Origin of the sequence: Rhodopseudomonas palustris, assembly GCF_034479375.1 — a bacterium.
GTDB classification, from domain to species: domain Bacteria; phylum Pseudomonadota; class Alphaproteobacteria; order Rhizobiales; family Xanthobacteraceae; genus Rhodopseudomonas; species Rhodopseudomonas palustris_M.
This window is the reverse complement of the sequence record NZ_CP140155.1, coordinates 2,839,842-2,860,790: the sequence shown is the minus strand read 5'-3', so window position 1 is coordinate 2,860,790 and position 20,949 is coordinate 2,839,842. Positions and strand designations below refer to the sequence as shown.

Here is a 20,949-nt window from a genome sequence, read left to right as displayed (position 1 = left end):
CGGGACGACGAAACATTCGCGGCCACACGGCGTAACTCACCCGTGCGAAAATTCTCCCGGGTCTCTTCCATGATCGTGATCGGCGCCATTGCGACGCTCTCCGCGCTGGCGCTGCTGACGCAGGCCGGCGTGCTGTGGCTGCAGGGCAGGTTTCCGCCGCAGGGCGAAGTGATCGCCGTCAGCGGCGGCAGGCTGCACGTCGTCGATCTCGGCCCCCGCAATCTCGCCACGCCGCCGATCGTGATGATTCACGGCGCGAGCTCCAATCTCGGCGCGATGCGCGTGCCGCTCGGCGACCAGCTCGCGCGGCGGCACCGCGTGTTGCTGATCGACCGGCCCGGCCATGGCTGGAGCAGCCGCGACGACCTCGCCGATTCGTCGCCCGCGACGCAGGCGCAAATGATCGGCGAGGCGCTCGATTCGCTCGGCGTAGCGCGCGCGATCGTCGTGGTGCATTCGATGGCCGGAGCGCTCGGCGCGCGGATGGCGCTGGATCAGCCGCAGCGCGTCGCGGGGCTGGTGATGCTGGCGCCGGTGACGCATCCGTGGCGCGGCGGCGTCGGCACCTATAACCAGGTAATGACTACCCCGGTGGTGGGCCCGCTGCTGGCTCATACCGTCACGCTCCCGCTCGGATTGTTGCTCACGGAGCCGGGGGCCCGCTCGGCGTTCGCGCCGCAGACCATGCCCGAGGATTACGTCGACGCCAGCGCGACGCCGCTGCTGCTGCGGCCGCGCGCATTCCTCGCCAATAGCTGGGACTTGACCACGCTGAAGGCGGCCGTGGCCGAGCAGGCCGCGCGCTATCCGCAGATCACCGCGCCGACCGTGCTGATCCATGGCGACGCCGACGAGATCGTCTCTGTCGACATCCATTCGCGCGCCTTCGCCGCCGCGGTTCCGCAGGCGAAGCTGATCGTGCTGCCGGATGTCGGGCACATGGTGCAGAACGCCGCCCCCGATCTGGTGCAACGTGAGATCGAGGCGTTGATCGCGACCGCCGTCACGAAATCGCACGCAGCGATGCATTAGTCTTTCATCCCCGACCATTCACCAAAGCAGGAGCTACGCAATGAGCACGACATTCGGTTCGGCCAAATGGCAGGGCGGCATCAAGGACGGCAAGGGCGCGATCTCGACCAAGAGCGGCGCGCTGTCGGACTATCCCTACGGCTTCGCCAGCCGGTTCGAAGGCAAGCCCGGCTCCAACCCCGAAGAACTGATCGGCGCGGCGCACGCCGCCTGCTTCACCATGGCGCTGTCGCTGATCCTCGGCGAAGCCAAGCTCACCGCCGAGCAGATGGAGACCAAGGCCGACGTGACGCTGGAAAAGCAGGGTGACGGCTTCGAGATCACCGCGGTCCATCTGACGCTCACCGCCAAGATCCCCGGCGCCGACGACACCACCTTCCAGGAACTCGCCGGCAAGGCCAAGGCGGGCTGCCCGGTGTCGAAACTGCTCAATACCAAGATCACGCTGGAGGCGAAGCTGGCGGGCTGATCGAAGCGACGTCATCAGGTGCGCTCGTCGAGCCGGCGCACCTGAAGCCGCCCGCCACGGGTCTCTGCGGAGCGGTCCCATTGACGCGCGGACAAAAATGTCCGATATTTGTCCCGTCGAGGGATCGGCATGGACAAGCGGGATCGCTTCATCGCCGAACTACGTGCCGAGGCTCGCGCGCTGGGTCTCGGATTTCGTGTCGACTACCGCAAGGGCAAGGGTGGCCATGCCATGGTCTATGTGGGCGATCGTCTCACGACCCTGCCGAGCCGTGAGATCGATCCGAAAACCGCACGCAAGATCCGTAAGCAGCTCGGTCTCGCCGAATGACGTGCCCGAAGAGGGGCTGACGATGAAGACATACGCCTACGCCGCGGAGTTCGAAGCGGGAGATCGCAAGGGGACTATCGTCGTGAGCTTTCCCGACGTTCCGGAAGCGATCACCCAAGGTGACGATATCGCGGATGCCCGCGCGCAGGCGGAGGAGGCGTTGGGTCTGGCGCTGCTGAGCTATCCGCAGCGCGAACTGCCGCTGCCGAAGGTCAAGGCGAAGGGCAAGGGCGCGACCATGATCGCGGTTGCGCCGGACGTCGCTGCCAAGCTCGCTGTGCTCGAGGCGTTTGCGGTCGCCGGCATCAGTAAGAGCGAATTCGCGCGCCGCATGAACAAGGATGAGAAAGAGGTTCGCCGTATCCTGGATCCCAAGCACCCGACCAAGCTACCCGCGATGGTCCAGGCGCTACGTGCGCTGGGCAAGCGCCTGGTGGTCGGGATCGAGGAAGCAGCCTGAATCGGGCTGCTGCCCTCACACCTCCGTATCGGTAGGCCCGACATAGGCGATCCGCACCATGTTGGTGGCGCCGGGGGTGCCGAGCGGGACGCCGGCGACGATGATGACGCGCTGGCCGGATTTGGCGAAGCCGTCGCGGAACGCGATGCGGCCGGCGCGGTCGACCATGTCGTCCTGATCCTTGGCGTCCTCGGCGACGACGCAATGCACGCCCCACACCGCGGACAGTTTACGGCCGGTATTGATGTTCGGGGTGATCGCCACCACCGGCACTTTCGGCCGCTCGCGCGCGACGCGCAGCGCGGTCGAGCCCGAACTGGTCCAGCAGATGATCGCCGACAAATCGAGGGTTTCGGCGACCTGCCGCGCCGCGCCGGCGATCGCGTCGCCGGCGGTGGCTTCCGGCTCCGGCCGCTGCGCCGTCACCACGGTGCGATACAGCGGGTCGCGTTCGACCTCCTCGCCGATCCGGTTCATCGTCGAGACCGCTTCGACCGGATATTTGCCGGCGGCGGATTCCGCCGACAGCATGATCGCGTCGGCGCCTTCATAGACCGCGGTGGCGACGTCGGAGACTTCGGCGCGCGTCGGCACCGGGCTCGAGATCATCGATTCCAGCATCTGGGTGGCGACGACCACCGGCTTGCCGGCGCGGCGCGCCATGCGGGTCATCTGCTTCTGAAGACTCGGCACCCGCTCCAGCGGCATCTCGACGCCGAGGTCGCCGCGCGCCACCATCAGCGCGTCGGAAACGTCGAGGATGTCGTCGAGACGGTCGATCGCCTGCGGCTTCTCGATCTTCGCCATCACCGCGGCACGGCCGCGGATCATCCGCTTGGCCTCGGCGACGTCCTCGGCGCGCTGCACGAAGGACAGCGCCACCCAGTCGATGCCGGCCTCGCAGGCGGCCTCGAGGTCGGCGCGGTCCTTGTTGGTCATCGCCGACATCGGCAGATCGGTGTCGGGCAGGCTGACGCCCTTGCGGTCGGACATCTTGCCGCCGATCACCACGCGGGTCACGGCGCGATCGGGCGAGGTCTCCTCGCAGATCAGCCGGACCTTGCCGTCGTCGAGCAGCATCGCGTCGCCGACTTTCAGCGCGGAGAGAATTTCCGGATGCGGCAGGTGGACGCGGTCGGCGTCGCCGGGCTCCTTGCTGGAATCCAGCACGAAGGTGGCGCCGTTGTTGAGCTGGATCGGCCCATTGCCGAACATGCCGACCCGCAGCTTCGGTCCCTGCAGATCGACCAGAATGCCGATCGGGCGGCCGTAGCTCGATTCGACGTTGCGGATCGTCTTGATCAGCTCCCGCATCATGTCGTGCGAGGTGTGGCTCATGTTGATCCGAAACACATCGGCGCCGGCCTCGAACAGCTTGCGGATCATCGCGCTGTCGGAAGAAGCAGGGCCCAGGGTTGCGAAGATCTTGATCCGGCGCAGACGTCTCATGGCTTGGTCCCGCCGTCGCCTGGTGGTGCGGTCGGCGTGGCCGGCGCGGTGCGGCCCGGCGTCTGCGGGATGCCGGGCATCGCGGCGCCCGGCGGCGCGCCCGGCAGGCCCGGGAGTCTCTGGGGGTTCTGTTCGCTGCTCTCGGTGAGCTGAACGGTCCAGGCGCGCTGTTCGCCGGTGTCGACTTCGAAGAACCCGGTGCGGTCGAAGCCGCGCGCGAGACAGTTCTCGGTGCCCTTGATGGTGAACTCCTTGTCGCGCGAACACATGAAGGCCTGGCCCGACCATTCGCCGCCGCGGTCGTAGTCGAGCGCATAGATGTAGTAATAGCGCGCGACCAGCGTGCCGCGCAGCAGCGTCTCGCAACTCCGCGACGACACGTTCCACCAGCCCTCGGTGGTCCAGCCGTCGGCGTCCTTGTAGCCGAGCGCAATGCCGACCCGGCTCGACGTGTTGTTGCACAGCCGGAAATCCGCCGCCGCCGGGGTGCCGGCCAGCAGCAGCGCGCACAGCGCCAGCACCGCCGTCAGAACGGTCGGAGCAGGGTGCGATTTTGCGATGCGGGGGAGAGAATCTGTGCTGAACATGCCGCCAAGCTATAACAAAACGAGAATGGTTTCGCGTGACATGACGGACCTGTCAACGGGGCGCGCCGCTCACGAGGATGTCGGGCGCAACGTGGCACGGCTCCGACAAGCGCGATCCCGACCATCACAGTAGCAGCAAGATGTGGCAAAAACGGTCACAGACCCCATCTCAGCGGGCGATGGCGTGCACGAGAAGGTGAGCGAAATGGACGACAACACCCGAACAGAACTCGAAGCCGCGGCGTTCCGCCGGCTGGTGGCGCATCTGCGCGAGCGCACAGACGTTCAGAACATCGACCTGATGAACCTCGCCGGATTCTGCCGCAACTGCCTGTCGAACTGGCTGAAGGACGCCGCCGACGCGCAGGGCGTCGCGATGAGCCGCGACGAGAGCCGCGAGGCGGTCTACGGCATGCCCTACGAAGCATGGAAGGCGAAGCATCAGAGCGCGGCGACGCCGGCGCAGGTCGATGCGTTCGACAAAACCCGCGGCCACTGACGCGCGAGTCCAGCACGCAAATCGCGACCCGCGATTTCTTCTGTGCGGTCGCTGTGGATGAGCGCGATGCCCCTTGACGGGGCGGGCCGCTGTGGGGACTGTCCCCCCTCAGATGCGGCGCGTGGCGTTCATCCCCGCCGCCCTTTCCCGATCATCAATTCCCCAGGAGTGAACGATGGCCACCTCTGCTGCCGCCGTCCAGGACGAGCCCGCGACCAAATTCGCCAAGGACCAGCTCAAGGCCATCATCGAGCGCATCGAGCGGCTGGAAGAAGAGAAGAAGACGATCTCGGACGACATCCGCGACGTCTATGCCGAAGCCAAGGGCAACGGCTACGACGTCAAGGCGCTGCGCACCATCGTGCGGATGCGCAAGCAGGACGCCAATGAGCGCGCCGAGCAGGAGACGATCCTCGAGACCTACATGCAGGCGCTCGGGATGCTGTGAGGGCGCGAGCCCTCGATCAGCCCTTCGCAGCCTCCGTGGGCCGCGCAAAGCCGTGCCACCGTCATCACCCGCGAAAGCGGGTGAACCAGTATCGCAGAGCATCTCGATAGTAGATGCCGAGCCGATGCGTTGTTCGATCCGACCGGTGAAGGGTGCAGCGTCGGCGCAGGGTGCAGCGTCGCGCCGCAACCAGTTCAATCGTAACGTCAGGGAAAGCGCCGTGCGAGGCGCCCGCGCTCAGCGCAGCGCGGCGGTGGTGAAGCTCGTGGTCGCCACCGTCGCCACGGCCGGGCCGGTGAACGTGTCGACATAGAGGCCGGGCTGCGGATCGTCGCAGAACGTCATCGTCACCGCGACGTTCGGCTTGGCGAAGTGCTTGGTCAGCATCGTCATGTCGGCATCGCCGATCGCCGTCGCGCCGGTCGTGACCGCGCTCGGCATCAGGATCATCGCGCGCATCCAGACGTCGCTGTCGCGGCTGCCCGCGGCGGTGATGCGGGCAGAATTGGCGACCAGGCCGCCCTTGGCCTGCGCGGTCTTGCCGACCACCGTGTCGATCTTGGCCGCGCCGACCGGATGACGCGCCAGCGACGATGGCCGGACCGCGGTCGGGATCGGCGCGCTGGCGGTCACCACATGGCGGTGGCCCCGCTGCGGCTTGGAAACAATCTCGGTCGAACTGGCAGCGAACGCCATGGCGTTCATCGGCGATTGCGGGTCGGCGGCTTCGAGCGCCTGACGGGCGCTGATCGCCGCGACCTGTTGCGGAGTGGCCTGCTTCGGCGCCACCGGGATGTCGTCCCAGAAGCCGCGGGCATTGATGATATCCGCCGGCGTCAGTTGCTTCGGCTCGGATTTGGCCGCCGGCTGCGCCGGCTTGGCCACCGGGAGCGGCACGCTGTTGTCGGCGGAGGCGAGCTGGATCGGCAGCGCCGGCTTGGCGCGCGGCATCGGCACCGGCTCGGCGCCCACCAGCTTGGCTTCGGCGGCCTTGACGTCCGCGACCTTGATGTCGGGGAGCCTGCCGGCGGGCCCGGCGCTGACGGCTGCGGGCGTCGCGCTCGCGCCGGCGCTGTCGTCTTCGTCGTCGGCCGACTTGCCGCGGAACAGCGCGGTCAGGAAATTGGTCTTGGACGATGAGCTGTCGCTGCCGTCGCCGCGCTTGCGGATATCGGCCAGCGCCATTTCATAGCCCCGCAGCGGCTTGCCGTCGGTCGGCAGATGCACGGTGCGGCCATCCGGGAAGACCCGGGCGAGCTGGTCGGGGGACATCCGCGGCCAGTGGCGGATCCGGCCGGTGTCGAGATGGACGAAGGGCGAGCCGGAGGTCGGATAGAAGCCGACGCCGCCACGCTGCAGCCGAAGCCCGGCGAAGCGGATCTTCTCCAGGGCGACGCCCGGGATGAAGAAGTCCATCGCGTGGCCCATGGTGTGCTGGCTGTGGCGGGCCACGCCCGAGGAGCGGCGGCGGAGCATGGCGTTGGTGGCGGGGGAGCGGTAGGCGGAGATGATCTGGATCGGCTGCTTGCCGTCGACGTCGCGATAGACTTCCCAGAGGATGTCGAACAGCGTCCGGTCCATCACGGTCTTGTCCTGGCTGCGCCAGTCCCGCAGGAAGTGATTGAGCTTGCCGAGCGCCTCTTCGTCGTAGCGGCCGTTGCGCTTGAAGGTGACGGTGAGGTCTTCGCCGGAATGGGTGTGGTGGAAGGAGAGGGTGCGGCTGTCGCCGACGGCCGAGGCGTCATGCACCGAGCCGGCGCCGGCCAGCAGCAGGGCCGACGACAACGCGGCGCCGTAGCCGGCTTTGGGCAGCGACAATGATTTCAGACGGCGCGCAAGTCCAGCCAGCACAAGAGAGCCCCACCAGAAGGACGACCGAACGGGAGCCTGTCTCAACCCCGAATTCGTGAGACAGGTGACTGCATCGTTCACGGAGCATTACCGACCGCGACTACGATGCCCGTTTCCCCAAGTCGATCATCAACCATAACCTGCGGACTATGGCGAAATCGAGCCCGCTGCCGGCATCCTGATGGACAATGGTTAATGGAAAGGGCTCAGCCGGAGCTGAGCCCTTGTTCCATTTCAGCTTTCCGTCTTAACGATGGAACCGCCCTCAGCGCGTGAAGCGTTGCTGCGGGCGGCGCATCTGGGGCTGTTGCGGTGCCGGGGGACCGCCGAACAGGCGTTCGAAGAAGTTGAACCCGGAGGATTGCGACGACCCGGTGTAGTCGCCGGCGATGTTCACGCCCGGCGGCAGGTTGGTCGGGCGGCTGTAGTTCGGCTGCGCATGGGAGACCACGGCTTCGAGGTTCTTGCCCTTGTCGTTCTTCAGCAGCGCCAGCATCCTGGCGTCGCGGCCGTAGATGTCCTTGCGGAGCTGCAGCTTGCCGTCGTCGTCCACGAAGGCGGTCTGGTAGGTGATGTTGACCGGGATCGGCGTCGGGAAGTTCAGATTGACCTCGCTGCGGCCGTACATCGACCGGATCTTCGCCGGGGTGTAGTCCTTGTCCGGCATCGCGATGTTGAGCAGCGCGGCGGCGTATTGATCGGGATTCTGCACCCGCATGCAGCCGTGGCTGAAGGCGCGCTCGTCGCGGCCGAACAGGTTCTTGTCCGGGGTGTCGTGCTGATACACCAGGAATTTGTTCGGGAAGTTGAAGCGGATGCGCCCCAGCGCGTTGGCTTCGCCCGGCGGCTGCGAGATGTGGATCGAGCCGTCGCGATTGCGCGACATCTTCAAGCCCATGCGGTCGAGCACGGTGGGGTCCTGCGCCAGCGCCGGCAGGTACTCGTTGTTGATGATCGACGGCGGCACGTTCCAGGTCGGGTTGACGGTGATGTACTTCATCGTTTCGGTCAGCAGCGGCGTGGAGTGCTTGCCGGGCTTGCCGACGACGACGCGCGTGGTCCACACCGGCGCGCCGTTGTGCATCAGTTTCAGCGTGTAGTCCGGCACATTGAGGATCACATAGGCGTCGCCGAGCGACGGCGCGCCGAGCTGGCGCGGCAGCCAGCGCCAGCGCTCCATGTTGACCACGATGGTGTCGATGCTGCGGTCGCGCTTCGGCGTGTTCAGCGCCTGGAGGGTGCGGTTGCCGAGAATGCCGTCGGCCTGCAGGCCGGCGCCGCGCTGGAATTCGCGCACCGCTTCGGCGACCTTGGCGTCGTAACGGGTGCTGTCGGCGTCTTCGGTGATGCCGAGACGGGCGCGCAATTGCGGCACCCGCGGATCGTCCATCGTCGCCGCCGTCCGCTTGTTGCGCTCCGGGACGAATTTCAGCGTCTCGCCTTCGGCGATCTCCACCAGCGGCTTGTCGCCTTCGCCGCGCAACTCGGCGAGCTTCTTCTTGAGCGCGCGATACAGCTTGTGCGGCGGGTTGTAGCTGTCGAGCGCCGCCGAGGCGTCCTTCGCGGTGGTGACGTTGGCGAGCACTTCCGAAGGATCGATCGGATGCTCGGGATACTGGATGTCGGACCCGATCTGCGACCAGTGCATCCGGCCGCTCTGGGCATGGCGCGCATAGTCCATCATGCTCTCGGTCAGCCGCAGTTCGGCTTCGGCGAGCGTGTCGGGGGCGGTCGCCGCGGCGAAATCGGGCACCGGATAATCGGTCGGATCGAGGCCGTCGGCGGCGGCGTTCTTCAGCCGCGCGATCACGCCCTTGCCGGCCGCGGTCAGCGCGCCCGAATGGGTCCACACCGGCGCGTAGTCGCGCGCTTCGTAGAATTTCTCGACCGCGGCGCGCTCGGCCTTGCGCTCGAAATAGCGCGACGCCTTGGACGCGAGCACGTCGCGGACCTTGTCGGCGACCGGCTGATCGGCGGCCGGCACGTTGCTCGCAGCCTTCTGCGGCTCGGCGGGCTGATCCTTGGTCGCCTGCTCCTTGACCGGCTCGGCGGCCGGCGCCGTTGCGGTGGCGGCAGGGGGCCCGGCGGGCGTCGGCTCCGGCGCCGCGGCGGTCGGCGCGGGCGCTGTGGACGCCGGCGCGGCGGCGCTGTCGGCCTTGGGGGCCGCCTCAGCGTCAGTCTTGGCCTCAGTCTTGGCCTCAGGCTTGGCTTCAGTCGGCGCAGTCGCCGGGGCGGCGATGGAATCGAGCTTGAAATCGCCGATCGAGGGCGGCGGCAGGTCGACCGGCTGGGGCACCGGGACGGCGGCGTCGATGGCGAGCTCGGCGGGGGTCTTCGGGGCCGATTGTGCGATCACAGAAGTCGCCGAAACGGTCAGGAAAGTCGCCGCAACGGCCATCAGCACGCCTTCGAATCCGCGGCGGCCAGTCGAGTGATCTCGCATTCGTGTACCCCTTGGGAGAAGCTGCCCGGCGGGCAGTTCGTGTTCTTGCTGTTCGGCTTTCGACTGCGCCGCGGGACGAGCAACAATGCGTCTCAAACTCACGACCCAGTCGGACGATACACATGCCCGGTTCAGGCAGCCAGCGCCGTCCGGGCAGATTCACGACAAACTGACCGCGCGGGCTCCGAGTTTCAATGCGTTAGCCGCATTCCGTCGGGTGCTTTTGCCATGTGTTGCCAGCTTTGTCTGTCACCACGCCGCAACGGTTCGAATGTTCCCGGCGCGCATTTCGTGGCGCCGTTGCCGCGGCGGCGCCACAATTCCCTCAGCGCGTGTCCGCCGGCGCGGATGCCTGCGCTGCGCGCGCCGCTTCCATCTCGTCGAGCTTGCGATACAGCGTCGAGCGGCCGATTTTCAGCCGCCGTGCGACTTCCGACATCTGGCCGCGATAATGCGAGATCGCGAAACGGATGATTTCGTTTTCCAGCTCGTCGAGCGGGCGGACGTCGCCGCCGGCATTCAGCATCGGCAGGATGCCGTGGGTCGGCATTGGCGCGATCGGCACCTCGTTAGCTGCAACGAACTGCGCCGAGCTCGCCGGCTCCAGGATCAGCGGCTCGCCGTCGGCTTCGCCGGTCGGCACCGTCGAGGGCGCGCTCGCCAGCGGGAAATCGTCGACGCCGAGCTGATCGCCGTCGCTCATCACCACCGCGCGATACACCGCGTTCTCGAGCTGGCGGATGTTGCCCGGCCAGTCGAGCTGGGCGAGGCGGGCCATCGCCTCGCCGCTGATGCCGCCGATCCGGCGGTTCTCCTCGGCGCAGAACCGCACCAGGAAATGCCGCAACAGCGGCGGGATGTCCTCGCGCCGCGCCCGCAGCGGCGGGACGGTCAGCGGCAGCACGTGCAGCCGATAGAACAGGTCTTCGCGGAACTGGCCGGCCTTGACCCGGTCGAGCAGCCGGCGATTGGTCGCCGAGATGATGCGGACGTCGACCTTCAGCGGCTTGCGCCCGCCGACCGCCTCGACCGCGCCTTCCTGCAGCGCGCGCAGCAGCTTGACCTGCGCGGCGAGCGGCAGTTCGCTGACCTCGTCGAGAAACAGCGTGCCGCCGGTGGCCTCGACGAACTTGCCCGTATGCCGATCGGTGGCGCCGGTGAACGCGCCCTTCTCGTGCCCGAACAGGATCGACTCGACCAGATTGTCCGGGATCGCGCCGCAGTTCACCGCGACGAAGGGTTTGCTGCGCCGCTCGCTCGAGCCGTGGATGGCGCGCGCGAACATTTCCTTGCCGACGCCCGATTCGCCCTCGATCAGCACCGGGATCGAGGAGCCCGCGGCCTTCTCGGCGGCGCGCAGCACGGCGGCCATCGCGTCGCTGCGGGTGATGATGTCGGAAAACGTCAGCCGACCCTCGCGGCTGTGGCGGATGCGCTGCAGCTCGCCCTTCAGGGCGCTGGCGTTCAGCGCGTTGCGCAACGACACCTGCAGCCGCTCGATGCCGACCGGCTTGACCACGAAATCATGCGCGCCGGCGCGCATCGCCGAGACGACGTTATCGATGCCGCCATGCGCGGTCTGCACGATCACCGGCACGTTCAGGCCGGCCTCGCGGAGCTTGCCGAGCACGCCGAGGCCGTCGAGGCCCGGCATCACCAGATCGAGCACCACGGCGTCGAATGCCGCCGTGTCCGGCGCCGTCAGCAGCGCCAGCGCAGCGTCGCCGCTGTCGGCCAAAACGGCCTCGTAGCCGCACTTCTGCACCATGTTTTCGACCAGCCGGCGCTGCACCGGATCGTCGTCCGCAATCAGAATTCGCTCAACCATACCACTCTCAAGCCCGCAGTGTCCCGATTTGGTGCACCATGGGCGTGAAAGCGTTAACGAGCCGTGAAGACGTCAGAGCATTGCGAAGGCGTGCGGCCAGACTTCCATCGCGCCGCGATAGATCATGTCGAGCGCCACATAGAGAATGATGGCGAGGCCGACATAGGCGATCCAGCGATGGTTCTGCAGCAGCCGGGCGATGAAGGTCGCGGCCAGACCCATCAGGGCGATCGACAGGCCGAGGCCGAACACCAGGATGATCGGATGTTCGCGCGCAGCGCCGGCGACCGCCAGCACGTTGTCGAGCGACATCGAGACGTCGGCCAGCGTGATCTGCCACACCGCCTGGCCGAGCGTCTTGGTCGGAGCGGCGGAGGCGGTGCCGTTCAGGCTGCGATCCTCGTCGGCGTCGTCGTCGCTGGCGTGGTTGGTGCGCAGCTCGCGCCACATCTTCCAGCACACCCACAGCAGCAGCACGCCGCCGGCCAGCAGCAGGCCGATGATCTGCAGCAACTGCACGGTGACGCTGGCGAAGGCGATGCGCAGCACGGTGGCGGCGATGATGCCGATCAGGATCGCCTTGTTGCGCTGCGCTTTCGGCAGGCCGGCGGCGGCGAGCCCGATGACGACGGCGTTGTCGCCGGCCAGCACCAGGTCGATCATGATGACCTGCGCCAGCGCGGTCAGGCCTTCGGGCGTAAAGATCGTGAGGAATTCGTTCATCATCGGGCCTCTCCGTGAACGTCCAGTCCGACATCACAGTTCGTGCGAACTGCCAGAGGGGCCCGGTCCTTGGACGTCATTGTTGCGACAGGACGCCGGCGGCGCAGGCCGGCGGCGTCGAGATATCTCGCGCTTGTAGCGCTGTCACGTAACAAAATGCCGACGCGGGCGATACCAGCTTGCGGCGACGGGCAGCAATGTGGCGACCGCGGGTGTCTCCCCGGTCCGTAGTGGCGTCGGCTTGATCGCGATCAGCATGATGGGGGCTCGCAGTCGCGCCGCTCGTCCTAGCGCGGTCACGGATCGAGCTGAGGCCCGCCGGGAACCAAGTCGAAACCGTGCCTTGAAACAGGCACTTGCCGAGGCCACGTGTGAGCTAGTAGCGTTTTGCAACGAAATTCACGCGTCATGTCGAAAGTGTCCATGCCGAAATCAGTCACGTCCCGTAGCGCCAAGACTTCACGCTCAGCCAAGACCTCACGCTCAGCCAAGACTTCACGCCCCGTCAAGGCTTCACGCTCCGTCAAGGCTTCCGGCAAGTCGCCGTCGGGCAAGTCCGCGCCCGCCAGGCCGGCCAAGAAGACCGCGTCGGTGGCGGGCCGCAAGCCCGCCAGGCTCCCGGAATGGAATCTGGCGGATCTGTATCCGGCGATCGACGCGCCGCAGGTCGCCGCCGATCTCGACCGGCTGGATGCCGAATGCGCCTCGTTCGAGGCCGACTTCAAGGGCAAGCTCGCCGAGGAAGCCGCCAAAGACGGCGGCGGCGCGTGGCTGGCCGGCGCGGTGAAGCGCTACGAGGCGATCGAGGATCTCGCCGGACGGCTCGGCTCCTATGCGGGCCTCGTCCATGCCGGCGACAGCGTCGACCCGGTGAAGTCGAAATTCTACGGCGACGTCTCCGAGCGGCTGACGGCGGCGTCGGTGCATCTGTTGTTCTTCATGCTCGAGCTCAACCGCGTCGACGACGAGGTGCTGGAGCGCGCGATGCAGGCGCCCGAACTCGGCCACTACCGGCCGTGGATCGAAGACCTGCGCAAGGACAAGCCGTATCAGCTCGAAGATCGCGTCGAGCAGCTCTTCCACGAGAAGTCGCAGACCGGCTACGGCGCCTTCAACCGGCTGTTCGACCAGACCATCTCCGGCCTGCGCTTCAAGCTCGGCGGCAAGGAACTGGCGATCGAGCCGACGCTGAACCTGCTGCAGGACCGCGCGCCCGCCAAGCGCAAGGCCGCGGCCGAGGCGCTGGCCAAGACCTTCAAGGCGAACGAGCGCACTTTCGCGCTGATCACCAATACGCTCGCCAAGGACAAGGAGATCTCCGACCGCTGGCGCGGCTTCGAAGATGTCGCCGACTCGCGGCATCTCGCCAACCGGGTCGAGCGCGAGGTCGTCGACGCGCTGGTCGCCTCGGTCCGCGGCGCCTATCCGCGGCTGTCGCATCGCTACTACAAGCTCAAGGCCGGCTGGTTCGGCAAGAAGAAGCTGCCGCATTGGGACCGCAATGCGCCGCTGCCGTTCGCGGCCACCGGCAGCATCGCCTGGCCGGAAGCGCGCGAGATGGTGCTGACCGCCTATAGCGCGTTTTCGCCGGAGATGGCGCGGATCGCCGAGCGGTTCTTCACCGATCGCTGGATCGATGCGCCGGTGCGGCCGGGCAAGGCGCCGGGCGCGTTCTCGCACCCGACCACGCCGTCGGCGCATCCCTATGTGCTGATGAACTATCAGGGCAAGCCGCGCGACGTGATGACGCTCGCCCACGAACTCGGCCACGGCGTGCACCAGGTGCTCGCCGCCGGCAACGGCGCGCTGATGGCGCCGACGCCGCTGACGCTGGCCGAGACCGCCAGCGTGTTCGGCGAGATGCTGACGTTCCGCCGGCTGCTGGGCGAGACCAAGAACGCCAAGCAGCGCCAGGCGCTGCTCGCCGGCAAGGTCGAGGACATGATCAACACCGTGGTCCGGCAGATCGCGTTCTATTCGTTCGAGCGCGCGATCCACACCGAGCGCCGCAGCGGCGAACTCACCGCGCAGCGGATCGGCGAGATCTGGCTCAGCGTGCAGAGCGAGAGCCTGGGTCCGGCGATCGAGATCAAGCCGGGCTACGAGAACTTCTGGATGTACATCCCGCACTTCATCCATTCGCCGTTCTACGTGTACGCCTACGCGTTCGGCGATTGCCTCGTGAACTCGCTCTACGCGGTCTACGAAAATGCCCAGGAAGGCTTCGCCGAGCGCTATCTGGCGATGCTGTCGGCCGGCGGCACCAAGCACTATTCGGAACTGCTGGCCCCGTTCGGCCTCGACGCCAAGGACCCGAGCTTCTGGGACGGCGGCCTGTCGGTGATCGCCGGCATGATCGACGAACTGGAGGCGATGGGGTAGGGCGGGTTGTCGCCGCCGTAAAACATTTGTTGAACGGGACAAAAAACTCCGTTATACATTTCGTATAACGGAGTTTTTGCCATGAATGATCAGACCAAAATCGATGTCGACGCCGGTCGCGTCCTCGCGACCGTCGAGATCAAGAAGATCGGCAATTCCTCGGGGCTGATTTTTCCCAAGGAGCTCCTGTCGCGGCTCAATCTGAATGTCGGTGACCAGCTCTATGCGACGCTGACGCCGGATGGCGGTGTTCGATTCACGCCGTCGAATCCGGATTTCGAGAAGGCGATGGAAGTCGCCCGGCGCGGGATGAAGCGCTACCACAACGCCTTGGCCGAGCTCGCCAAATGACCGAGCCGTTCTGGCTCACGCGGCAGATGGTCGTCGCGATTCATGATGAGCAACTGGCAATTCATGGCGGTGCCGGCGGGCTGCGTGACGAAGGGATGTTGGAGTCCGCCCTTGACCGTCCGCGCAACAAATGGACTTACGAAGAGGCTGACCTGGCGGAACTAGCTGCGGCCTACGCGTTCGGTCTCGCGCGCAACCATCCCTTCGTCGATGGCAATAAGCGGACGTCGCTGCTGGCGCTCTATACGTTTCTCGGGGTCAATGGTGTCGACTTCAACGTCCCAGAAGCCGATGCGGCCGCAATGATCCTCTCCCTCGCCGCGGGCGAAGTCAGTGAAGCGAGCCTGACCCGCTGGATCAGGGACAACTGGCCGGCTTAGAGCTTTTCAAGCGCAGCGATCGTCGGCCGGGTACGAGACACGGCAGGCGGAAGCCGTCGGATATCACCGGGCAGTGGTCCGATCGTCAGAACCAGACCGTAGTGTGCACTGCGCAAATTCGGCGAGACGAACCGCATCGCGGAATAATCGTCGCAGTTATTGCAAGCGCCTCCGAAGTGCTTGTCGTAGAGCCCGGTTGAGATCACACTGCGGCGTCGCGGGGCGACCGCCGAGCCGATTTGGAATGATCCAAACTGGTTAGGTGAGTGCGGTGCAGCGCCGTTGCCCTCGCATGGGGATTGCGCTAATGGCACAGCACTTTCACGAAAATCGCTCGGAGAAGACGATGGCTGAGAAACACGACCTTGCCTACACCACCGCTTCGGGCAACGACTACGCGGCCCACGAGCAAACCTACGAAGGTTTCATCAAGCTGGTGAAGTATGGCTCGGCGGCGGTGATCGCGATCGTCGCCTTGATGGCGATCTTCCTGACCTGACTTCGACCCGAGTGCATCGCCGGAAAGCGATGTCGAGACTGCTAGCTCACGCGCGCGCCAGGCGCCGCAGGAGGCTCCATGAAAATTGCTGTTGCCAAAGAACTCGATGCTTCTGAACCGCGCGTCGCGGCGACGCCCGACACGGTGAAGAAGCTGAAGGCGCTGGGTGCCGACATCGTCGTCGAGCCGGGCGCCGGCATCAAGTCCGGGCTGCCGGATTCCGAGTTCACCGCCGTCGGCGCCACCGTCAGCGCCGACGCGCTGAAGGACGCCGACATCGTCCTCAAGGTGAAACGTCCGGAAGCGTCCGAGCTTGCCGCCTACAAGCGCGGCGCGCTGGTGATGGCGATCATGGACCCGTACGGCAACGACGCCGCGCTGAAGGCGATGGCCGACGCCGGCGTCACCGCCTTCGCCATGGAGCTGATGCCGCGCATCACCCGCGCGCAGGTGATGGACGTGCTGTCGAGCCAGGCCAACCTCGCCGGCTATCGCGCGGTGATCGACGCTGCCGAGCAGTTCGGCCGGGTGTTCCCGATGATGATGACCGCGGCCGGCACCGTGCCCGCCGCCAAGGTGTTCATCATGGGCGTCGGCGTCGCCGGCCTGCAGGCGATCGCCACCGCGCGCCGGCTCGGCGCCATCGTCACCGCGACCGACGTTCGCCCCGCCACCAAGGAGCAGGTCGAGAGCCTCGGCGCCAAGTTCCTCGCGGTCGAGGACGAAGAATTCAAGAACGCCCAGACCGCCGGCGGCTACGCCAAGGAAATGTCGAAAGAGTATCAGGCCAAGCAGGCCGCTCTGACCGCCGAGCACATCAAGAAGCAGGACATCGTCATCACCACCGCGCTGATCCCGGGCCGGCCCGCGCCGCGCCTCGTCACCGCCGAGATGGTGAAGTCGATGAAGCCCGGTTCGGTGCTGGTCGATCTCGCGGTCGAGCGCGGCGGCAACGTCGAGGGCGCGAAGCCCGGCGAAGTCGTCGAGACCGACGGCGTCAGGATCGTCGGCTACACCAATGTCGCCGGCCGCGTCGCGGCGTCGGCCTCGGCCCTGTATGCGCGCAACCTGGTCAGCTTCATCGAGACGCTGGTCAACAAGGACAGCAAGGCGCTGGCGGTGAACTGGGACGACGATCTGGTCAAGGCCACCGCGCTGACGCGCGACGGCGCCGTCGTTCACCCGAACTTCCAGCCGAAAACCGCATGATGATGCGTATGTCCTTTCAACGGGTCATTCCGGGGCGCGCGCAGCGCGAACCCGGAATCTCGACCAAGCCCTTCACCTCTGGATTCCGGGTTCACGCCTGCGGCGTGCCCCGGAATGACGAATAGGAGCTTCGCCATGGAGCATGTCGTGCAGGCCGTCGATCCGTTCGTGTTTCGGCTGTCGATTTTCGTTCTGGCCGTGTTCGTCGGCTATTTCGTGGTGTGGGCGGTGACGCCCGCGCTGCACACCCCGCTGATGTCGGTCACCAATGCGATCTCGTCGGTGATCGTGGTCGGCGCGTTGCTGGCGGTCGGCGTGTCGCTGGTCGGCAGCGACAACGGGCCGCTGTGGGCGCGCGGCTTCGGTTTCGTCGCGCTGATCTTCGCGTGTATCAACATCTTCGGCGGTTTCCTTGTCACCCAGCGCATGCTGGCGATGTACAAGAAGAAGCAGAAGTGATTAGGGGCCGTCGATGAACGCCAATCTTTCCGCACTTCTGTATCTGATCGCCGGCGTCCTGTTCATTCTGTCGCTGCGCGGTCTGTCGTCGCCGGCCACCAGCCGTCAGGGCAACCTGATGGGCATGACCGGCATGGGGATCGCGATCCTCACCACGCTGGCCGGCCATCCGCCCGCCGACTTCCTCGGCTGGGTGCTCGTCATCCTCGGCATCGCCATCGGCGGCGGCATCGGCGCGGTGATCGCCAAGCGGGTGCCGATGACCTCGATGCCCGAACTGGTCGCCGCCTTCCACTCGCTGGTCGGCATGGCGGCGGTGCTGGTCGCCGCCGGCGCGTTCTATGCGCCCGCAGCCTTCGACATCGGCGTGCCCGGCAACATCCACGGCGCCAGCCTGGTCGAAATGTCGCTCGGCGTCGCCATCGGTGCGCTGACCTTCACCGGCTCGGTGATCGCATTCCTCAAGCTTTCCGGCCGCATGAGCGGCGCGCCGATCATCCTGCCGGCGCGTCACGTCGTGAACATCACGCTCGGCGTCATCATGGTGGTTGCGATCATCGTGCTGGTGATCACCGGCCACGAATACGCCTTCTGGGTGATCACCGCCGTCGCGCTGCTGCTCGGCATCCTGATGATCATCCCGATCGGCGGCGCCGACATGCCGGTCGTGATCTCGATGCTGAACTCGTATTCCGGCTGGGCCGCCGCCGGCATCGGCTTCACGCTGGGCAATTCGGCGCTGATCATCACCGGCGCACTGGTCGGCTCCTCGGGTGCGATCCTGTCCTACATCATGTGCAAGGGCATGAACCGCTCCTTCATCTCGGTGATCCTCGGCGGCTTCGGCGGCGAGACCGCGGCTGCCGGCGGTGGCGGTGGCGAACAGCGTCCGGCCAAGCTCGGCTCGGCCGACGACGCGGCCTTCATCATGAAGAACGCGCAGAAGGTCATCATCGTGCCGGGCTACGGCATGGCGGTGGCGCAGGCCCAGCACGCGCTGCGCGAAATGGCCGACACGCTGAAGAAGGAAGGCGTCGAGGTGAAGTACGCGATTCACCCGGTCGCCGGCCGTATGCCGGGCCACATGAACGTGCTGCTCGCGGAGGCCAACGTGCCCTACGACGAGGTGTTCGAGCTCGAGGACATCAACTCGGAATTCGCGCAGTCGGACGTCGCCTTCGTGATCGGCGCCAACGACGTCACCAACCCGGCCGCCGAAGAGGATCCGTCCTCGCCGATCTACGGCATGCCGGTGCTGCAGGTCTGGAAGGCCGGCACCGTGATGTTCATCAAGCGCTCGCTGGCGTCGGGCTACGCCGGCATCGACAACCCGCTGTTCTATCGCGACAACACGATGATGCTGCTCGGCGACGCCAAGAAGATGACCGAGAACATCGTCAAGGCGATGAATCACTGAGGGTTCGATAGCTCGAACGAAAAACGCCCGGCCGCAAGGCCGGGCGTTTTTGTTTTCCGTCCGAGGATTCAAGTCGGCAGGTGACCGTCCTTCCGTCATGGCCGGGCTCGTCCCGGCCATCCACGTCCTTCAGCGCCTCAGCGCCCGAAAACGTGGATGCCCGGCACAAGGCCGGGCATGACGAATGTTGGCGTCGGTCTCACCCCATCCGGTGCAGCGCGCAGATCTTGTTGCCGTCGGGGTCGCGCAGATAGGCGAGATACATCCTGGTGCCGCCCATCTCGCGGACGCCGGGCGGGTCCTCGCAGGGCGTGCCGCCATTGGCGACGCCGGCGGCGTGCCAGGCGTCGGCCTCTTCGGGGGATTTGGCGAGGAAGCCGATGGTGCCGCCATTGGCCGGCGTCGCCGGCTGGCCGTCGATCGGTTTCGACACCGAGAAGGTGCCGGTCTTGCTGCGGTAGAAGACCCGGTGGCGGTCGACCGCGCCGGGGGCGATGCCGATCGTGCCGAGCAGCTTGTCGTAGAAGTCCTTCGCCGCTTCGAGATTGTTGGTGCCGATCATGACGTGTGAAAACATGGTGCTCCCATAGGTTGTTTTTGACTTCACCCCGAGGGTGATGCGGCGACTATACGCGCCGCTTGCAATTTGGCGAGACGGCGGATGCGTCGGTCCGCGCGGCGGAATTCAGTCACGACAAGCTGCCGCCGGTCGCCGTGGTGGCGGTGTTCGGGCGAGGCCGATCGGTGGTATGCGGTTTGCTTGCATTCGCGCCGATCGCACCCCAGAGGATGAGAATCATGACGCTTGCTGCCCAATCCGAAGTCCAGATCGACAATGACGAGGTGCGTGTCACCGAATGGCGGCTCTTGCCCGGCGCCGCCACCGGACCGCACCGCCACGGCATGGACTACGTCATCGTGCCGGTGGCGGACGCCGAGATGACGATCGTGGCGCCGGACGGCGCCCGCTCGATCGCGCAGCTCAAGACCGGCAAGTCGTATTTCCGCAAGGCCGGCGTCGAGCACGACGTGCTGAACGAGAGCACCACCGAGATCGTGTTTCTGGAGGTCGAGCTGAAAGCTTAACCGCGTCTTAAGCGTTGTGGACCAGCTTCTCCGAGGGCGCGCCGCGGCGCGCCCTTTTGCACGTTCTGATGCCACCGATCCGTCGCAGTTGATCCCTCAATCAGCCTCAAACGGCGATCATCAAGCGTGCGGGGAAGAGTCAGGCCATGCTGAAATACATCACCGAAAAATTGATTGGGCAGATATTGCCGTCGGTGGTCGCCACCGTGATCGGCGCCTATGTGGTGAATCAGTACATCGTGTCGAGGCCGGACCACGCGGCTCCCGCGGCTCAGACCGTCAAGGCCGAGCCCGCCAAGGTGACGGTCGATGCGCCTGCGCTGGCCGTGGCACCCGAGCGCGATTCCGACAAGGCCGAGCCGGCCAGGCCCGACCAAGCCAAATCCAGGGCGCAGGCCGCCGAGAAGCCGTCGCTCCGGCATCCCGTGACGCAGCGTGAGAAGGCGGCCGACAAGGCTGCTGCGGACAAGATCGCCGCCGACAAAGCGGCTGCCGAGAAGTCCGCCGCGAAGCCGGCCGTGGCCGCCGTGACGCCCGACGCTGCGAAGTCCCAGGACGAGCGCCGCGAGGCCAATCGTGATCCCAACGAGGTGCTCCGCGCCGCCGTCGAGCGGCTGCGCGCCTCGGAGCCGGCGCGGCCTGCGCCGACCGAGGTGATGGCGCGCACGCCGGAGTCGGTGAAGGTTCAGGAGTCCTTCAAGGTTCAGGAGACGCCCAAGCTCCCGGAGACGCCCAAGCTCCCGGAGACGCCCAGGCTCCAGGAGGCGCCGCGCGCCGCCGTGGCGCTGCAGCCGTTGCCGCCGCCCGTCAATGTCGCCACGCCCGTCGCCCCGTCGATGACCACCGGCACGAGCTTCACCGGCTCGGTGCCGCCGGCCGCGACCGCGGATGCGAGCTTCGGCAGCCCGCGGATCAGCCCGCCCGCCGATATTCCCTCGGCCGACGCGATGCGGGGCCAGGGCGGCGCGTCGGCGCAGAACCCGTCGGTCGCCGAAGACGTGTTGCTGGCCGCGAAATCGGTGTTTCACGCCGTCCTGCCGCGCTGAC

Annotated in this window: 22 protein-coding genes; 15 read left to right on the top strand and 7 right to left on the bottom strand. The window is 66.5% G+C overall.

Going from position 1 to position 20,949, the window contains the following annotated elements:
* The first annotated feature begins 69 nt into the window (after positions 1–69).
* The 4 genes from SR870_RS12880 to SR870_RS12865 all read left to right on the top strand — a co-directional run bounded on the left by SR870_RS12880 (position 70) and on the right by SR870_RS12865 (position 2,291).
* A complete protein-coding gene (locus SR870_RS12880) occupies positions 70–1,032 on the top strand; it encodes an alpha/beta hydrolase (RefSeq protein WP_322513954.1) in 963 nt (320 codons plus the stop codon).
* Positions 1,033–1,072: 40 nt separating this feature from the next.
* Entirely contained in the window at positions 1,073–1,501 is a 429-nt protein-coding gene (locus SR870_RS12875; RefSeq protein ID WP_322513953.1) for an OsmC family protein, read from the top strand.
* Positions 1,502–1,630: 129 nt separating this feature from the next.
* The gene (locus SR870_RS12870; RefSeq protein ID WP_041798051.1) at positions 1,631–1,831 is read left to right on the top strand and encodes a type II toxin-antitoxin system HicA family toxin; all 201 of its coding nucleotides are present in this window, start codon (positions 1,631–1,633) and stop codon (positions 1,829–1,831) included.
* Positions 1,832–1,853: 22 nt separating this feature from the next.
* The gene (locus tag SR870_RS12865; protein ID WP_322518264.1) at positions 1,854–2,291 is read left to right on the top strand and encodes a type II toxin-antitoxin system HicB family antitoxin; all 438 of its coding nucleotides are present in this window, start codon (positions 1,854–1,856) and stop codon (positions 2,289–2,291) included.
* A 15-nt stretch (positions 2,292–2,306) separates the two neighbouring features.
* Here SR870_RS12865 and pyk read toward each other — a convergent pair whose 3' ends face one another.
* Entirely contained in the window at positions 2,307–3,740 is a 1,434-nt protein-coding gene (pyk, locus tag SR870_RS12860; RefSeq protein WP_322513952.1) for a pyruvate kinase, read from the bottom strand.
* Positions 3,737–4,327, bottom strand: a complete 591-nt coding sequence (locus SR870_RS12855) for a DUF1036 domain-containing protein (protein WP_322513951.1) — start codon at positions 4,325–4,327, stop codon at positions 3,737–3,739. The genes pyk and SR870_RS12855 overlap by 4 nt, the downstream gene beginning before the upstream one ends.
* A 205-nt stretch (positions 4,328–4,532) precedes the next feature.
* On the opposite strand from SR870_RS12855, the gene SR870_RS12850 reads away from it, so the two are divergent.
* Both SR870_RS12850 and SR870_RS12845 read left to right on the top strand, forming a co-directional pair.
* Positions 4,533–4,826, top strand: coding sequence for a DUF1244 domain-containing protein (locus SR870_RS12850; protein WP_322513950.1), 294 nt, complete (start codon positions 4,533–4,535; stop codon positions 4,824–4,826).
* A gap of 175 nt (positions 4,827–5,001) precedes the next feature.
* On the top strand, positions 5,002–5,274 hold the full coding sequence (locus SR870_RS12845) for a DUF2312 domain-containing protein (protein ID WP_011440324.1): 273 nt from the start codon (positions 5,002–5,004) through the stop codon (positions 5,272–5,274).
* Positions 5,275–5,511: 237 nt separating this feature from the next.
* Here SR870_RS12845 and SR870_RS12840 read toward each other — a convergent pair whose 3' ends face one another.
* The 4 genes from SR870_RS12840 to SR870_RS12825 form a co-directional block, all read right to left on the bottom strand.
* Positions 5,512–7,125, bottom strand: a complete 1,614-nt coding sequence (locus SR870_RS12840; RefSeq protein ID WP_322513949.1) for a DUF882 domain-containing protein — start codon at positions 7,123–7,125, stop codon at positions 5,512–5,514.
* Positions 7,126–7,390: 265 nt separating this feature from the next.
* Entirely contained in the window at positions 7,391–9,568 is a 2,178-nt protein-coding gene (locus tag SR870_RS12835) for a L,D-transpeptidase family protein (RefSeq protein WP_322513948.1), read from the bottom strand.
* Positions 9,569–9,893: 325 nt separating this feature from the next.
* Complete coding sequence (locus tag SR870_RS12830; protein WP_322513947.1) at positions 9,894–11,396, bottom strand: sigma-54 dependent transcriptional regulator; 1,503 nt, start codon at positions 11,394–11,396, stop codon at positions 9,894–9,896.
* Positions 11,397–11,468: 72 nt separating this feature from the next.
* A complete protein-coding gene (locus SR870_RS12825; protein WP_322518263.1) occupies positions 11,469–12,119 on the bottom strand; it encodes a TerC family protein in 651 nt (216 codons plus the stop codon).
* Positions 12,120–12,542: 423 nt separating this feature from the next.
* On the opposite strand from SR870_RS12825, the gene SR870_RS12820 reads away from it, so the two are divergent.
* From SR870_RS12820 to SR870_RS12790, 7 genes are all read left to right on the top strand, one after another.
* Positions 12,543–14,501 carry a M3 family oligoendopeptidase gene (locus tag SR870_RS12820; RefSeq protein WP_322513946.1) on the top strand — a complete coding sequence of 653 codons (1,959 nt, stop codon included), beginning with the start codon at positions 12,543–12,545 and terminating at the stop codon, positions 14,499–14,501.
* Between the two features lie 81 nt (positions 14,502–14,582).
* Positions 14,583–14,852, top strand: a complete 270-nt coding sequence (locus tag SR870_RS12815; RefSeq protein WP_322513945.1) for an AbrB/MazE/SpoVT family DNA-binding domain-containing protein — start codon at positions 14,583–14,585, stop codon at positions 14,850–14,852.
* Positions 14,849–15,232 carry a type II toxin-antitoxin system death-on-curing family toxin gene (locus SR870_RS12810; RefSeq protein ID WP_322513944.1) on the top strand — a complete coding sequence of 128 codons (384 nt, stop codon included), beginning with the start codon at positions 14,849–14,851 and terminating at the stop codon, positions 15,230–15,232. Before SR870_RS12815 ends, SR870_RS12810 begins: the two co-directional genes overlap by 4 nt.
* Before the next feature lie 346 nt (positions 15,233–15,578).
* Positions 15,579–15,731, top strand: coding sequence for an aa3-type cytochrome c oxidase subunit IV (locus SR870_RS12805; protein WP_041798604.1), 153 nt, complete (start codon positions 15,579–15,581; stop codon positions 15,729–15,731).
* Between the two features lie 78 nt (positions 15,732–15,809).
* Positions 15,810–16,940, top strand: a complete 1,131-nt coding sequence (locus SR870_RS12800; RefSeq protein ID WP_322513943.1) for a Re/Si-specific NAD(P)(+) transhydrogenase subunit alpha — start codon at positions 15,810–15,812, stop codon at positions 16,938–16,940.
* A gap of 135 nt (positions 16,941–17,075) precedes the next feature.
* Entirely contained in the window at positions 17,076–17,399 is a 324-nt protein-coding gene (locus SR870_RS12795) for a proton-translocating transhydrogenase family protein (protein ID WP_011440334.1), read from the top strand.
* A 13-nt stretch (positions 17,400–17,412) separates the two neighbouring features.
* Positions 17,413–18,816 carry an NAD(P)(+) transhydrogenase (Re/Si-specific) subunit beta gene (locus SR870_RS12790; RefSeq protein ID WP_322513942.1) on the top strand — a complete coding sequence of 468 codons (1,404 nt, stop codon included), beginning with the start codon at positions 17,413–17,415 and terminating at the stop codon, positions 18,814–18,816.
* Between the two features lie 199 nt (positions 18,817–19,015).
* Here the strand turns inward: SR870_RS12790 and SR870_RS12785 are convergent, their stop codons facing one another.
* Positions 19,016–19,393, bottom strand: coding sequence for a VOC family protein (locus tag SR870_RS12785; protein WP_322513941.1), 378 nt, complete (start codon positions 19,391–19,393; stop codon positions 19,016–19,018).
* 221 nt (positions 19,394–19,614) lie between these two features.
* Between SR870_RS12785 and SR870_RS12780 the strand changes: the two genes are divergently transcribed.
* Together SR870_RS12780 and SR870_RS12775 are read left to right on the top strand one after the other, a co-directional pair.
* Positions 19,615–19,902 carry a cupin domain-containing protein gene (locus tag SR870_RS12780; protein WP_322513940.1) on the top strand — a complete coding sequence of 96 codons (288 nt, stop codon included), beginning with the start codon at positions 19,615–19,617 and terminating at the stop codon, positions 19,900–19,902.
* Between the two features lie 146 nt (positions 19,903–20,048).
* The gene (locus tag SR870_RS12775; protein ID WP_322513939.1) at positions 20,049–20,948 is read left to right on the top strand and encodes a hypothetical protein; all 900 of its coding nucleotides are present in this window, start codon (positions 20,049–20,051) and stop codon (positions 20,946–20,948) included.
* Position 20,949 lies beyond the last annotated feature (1 nt).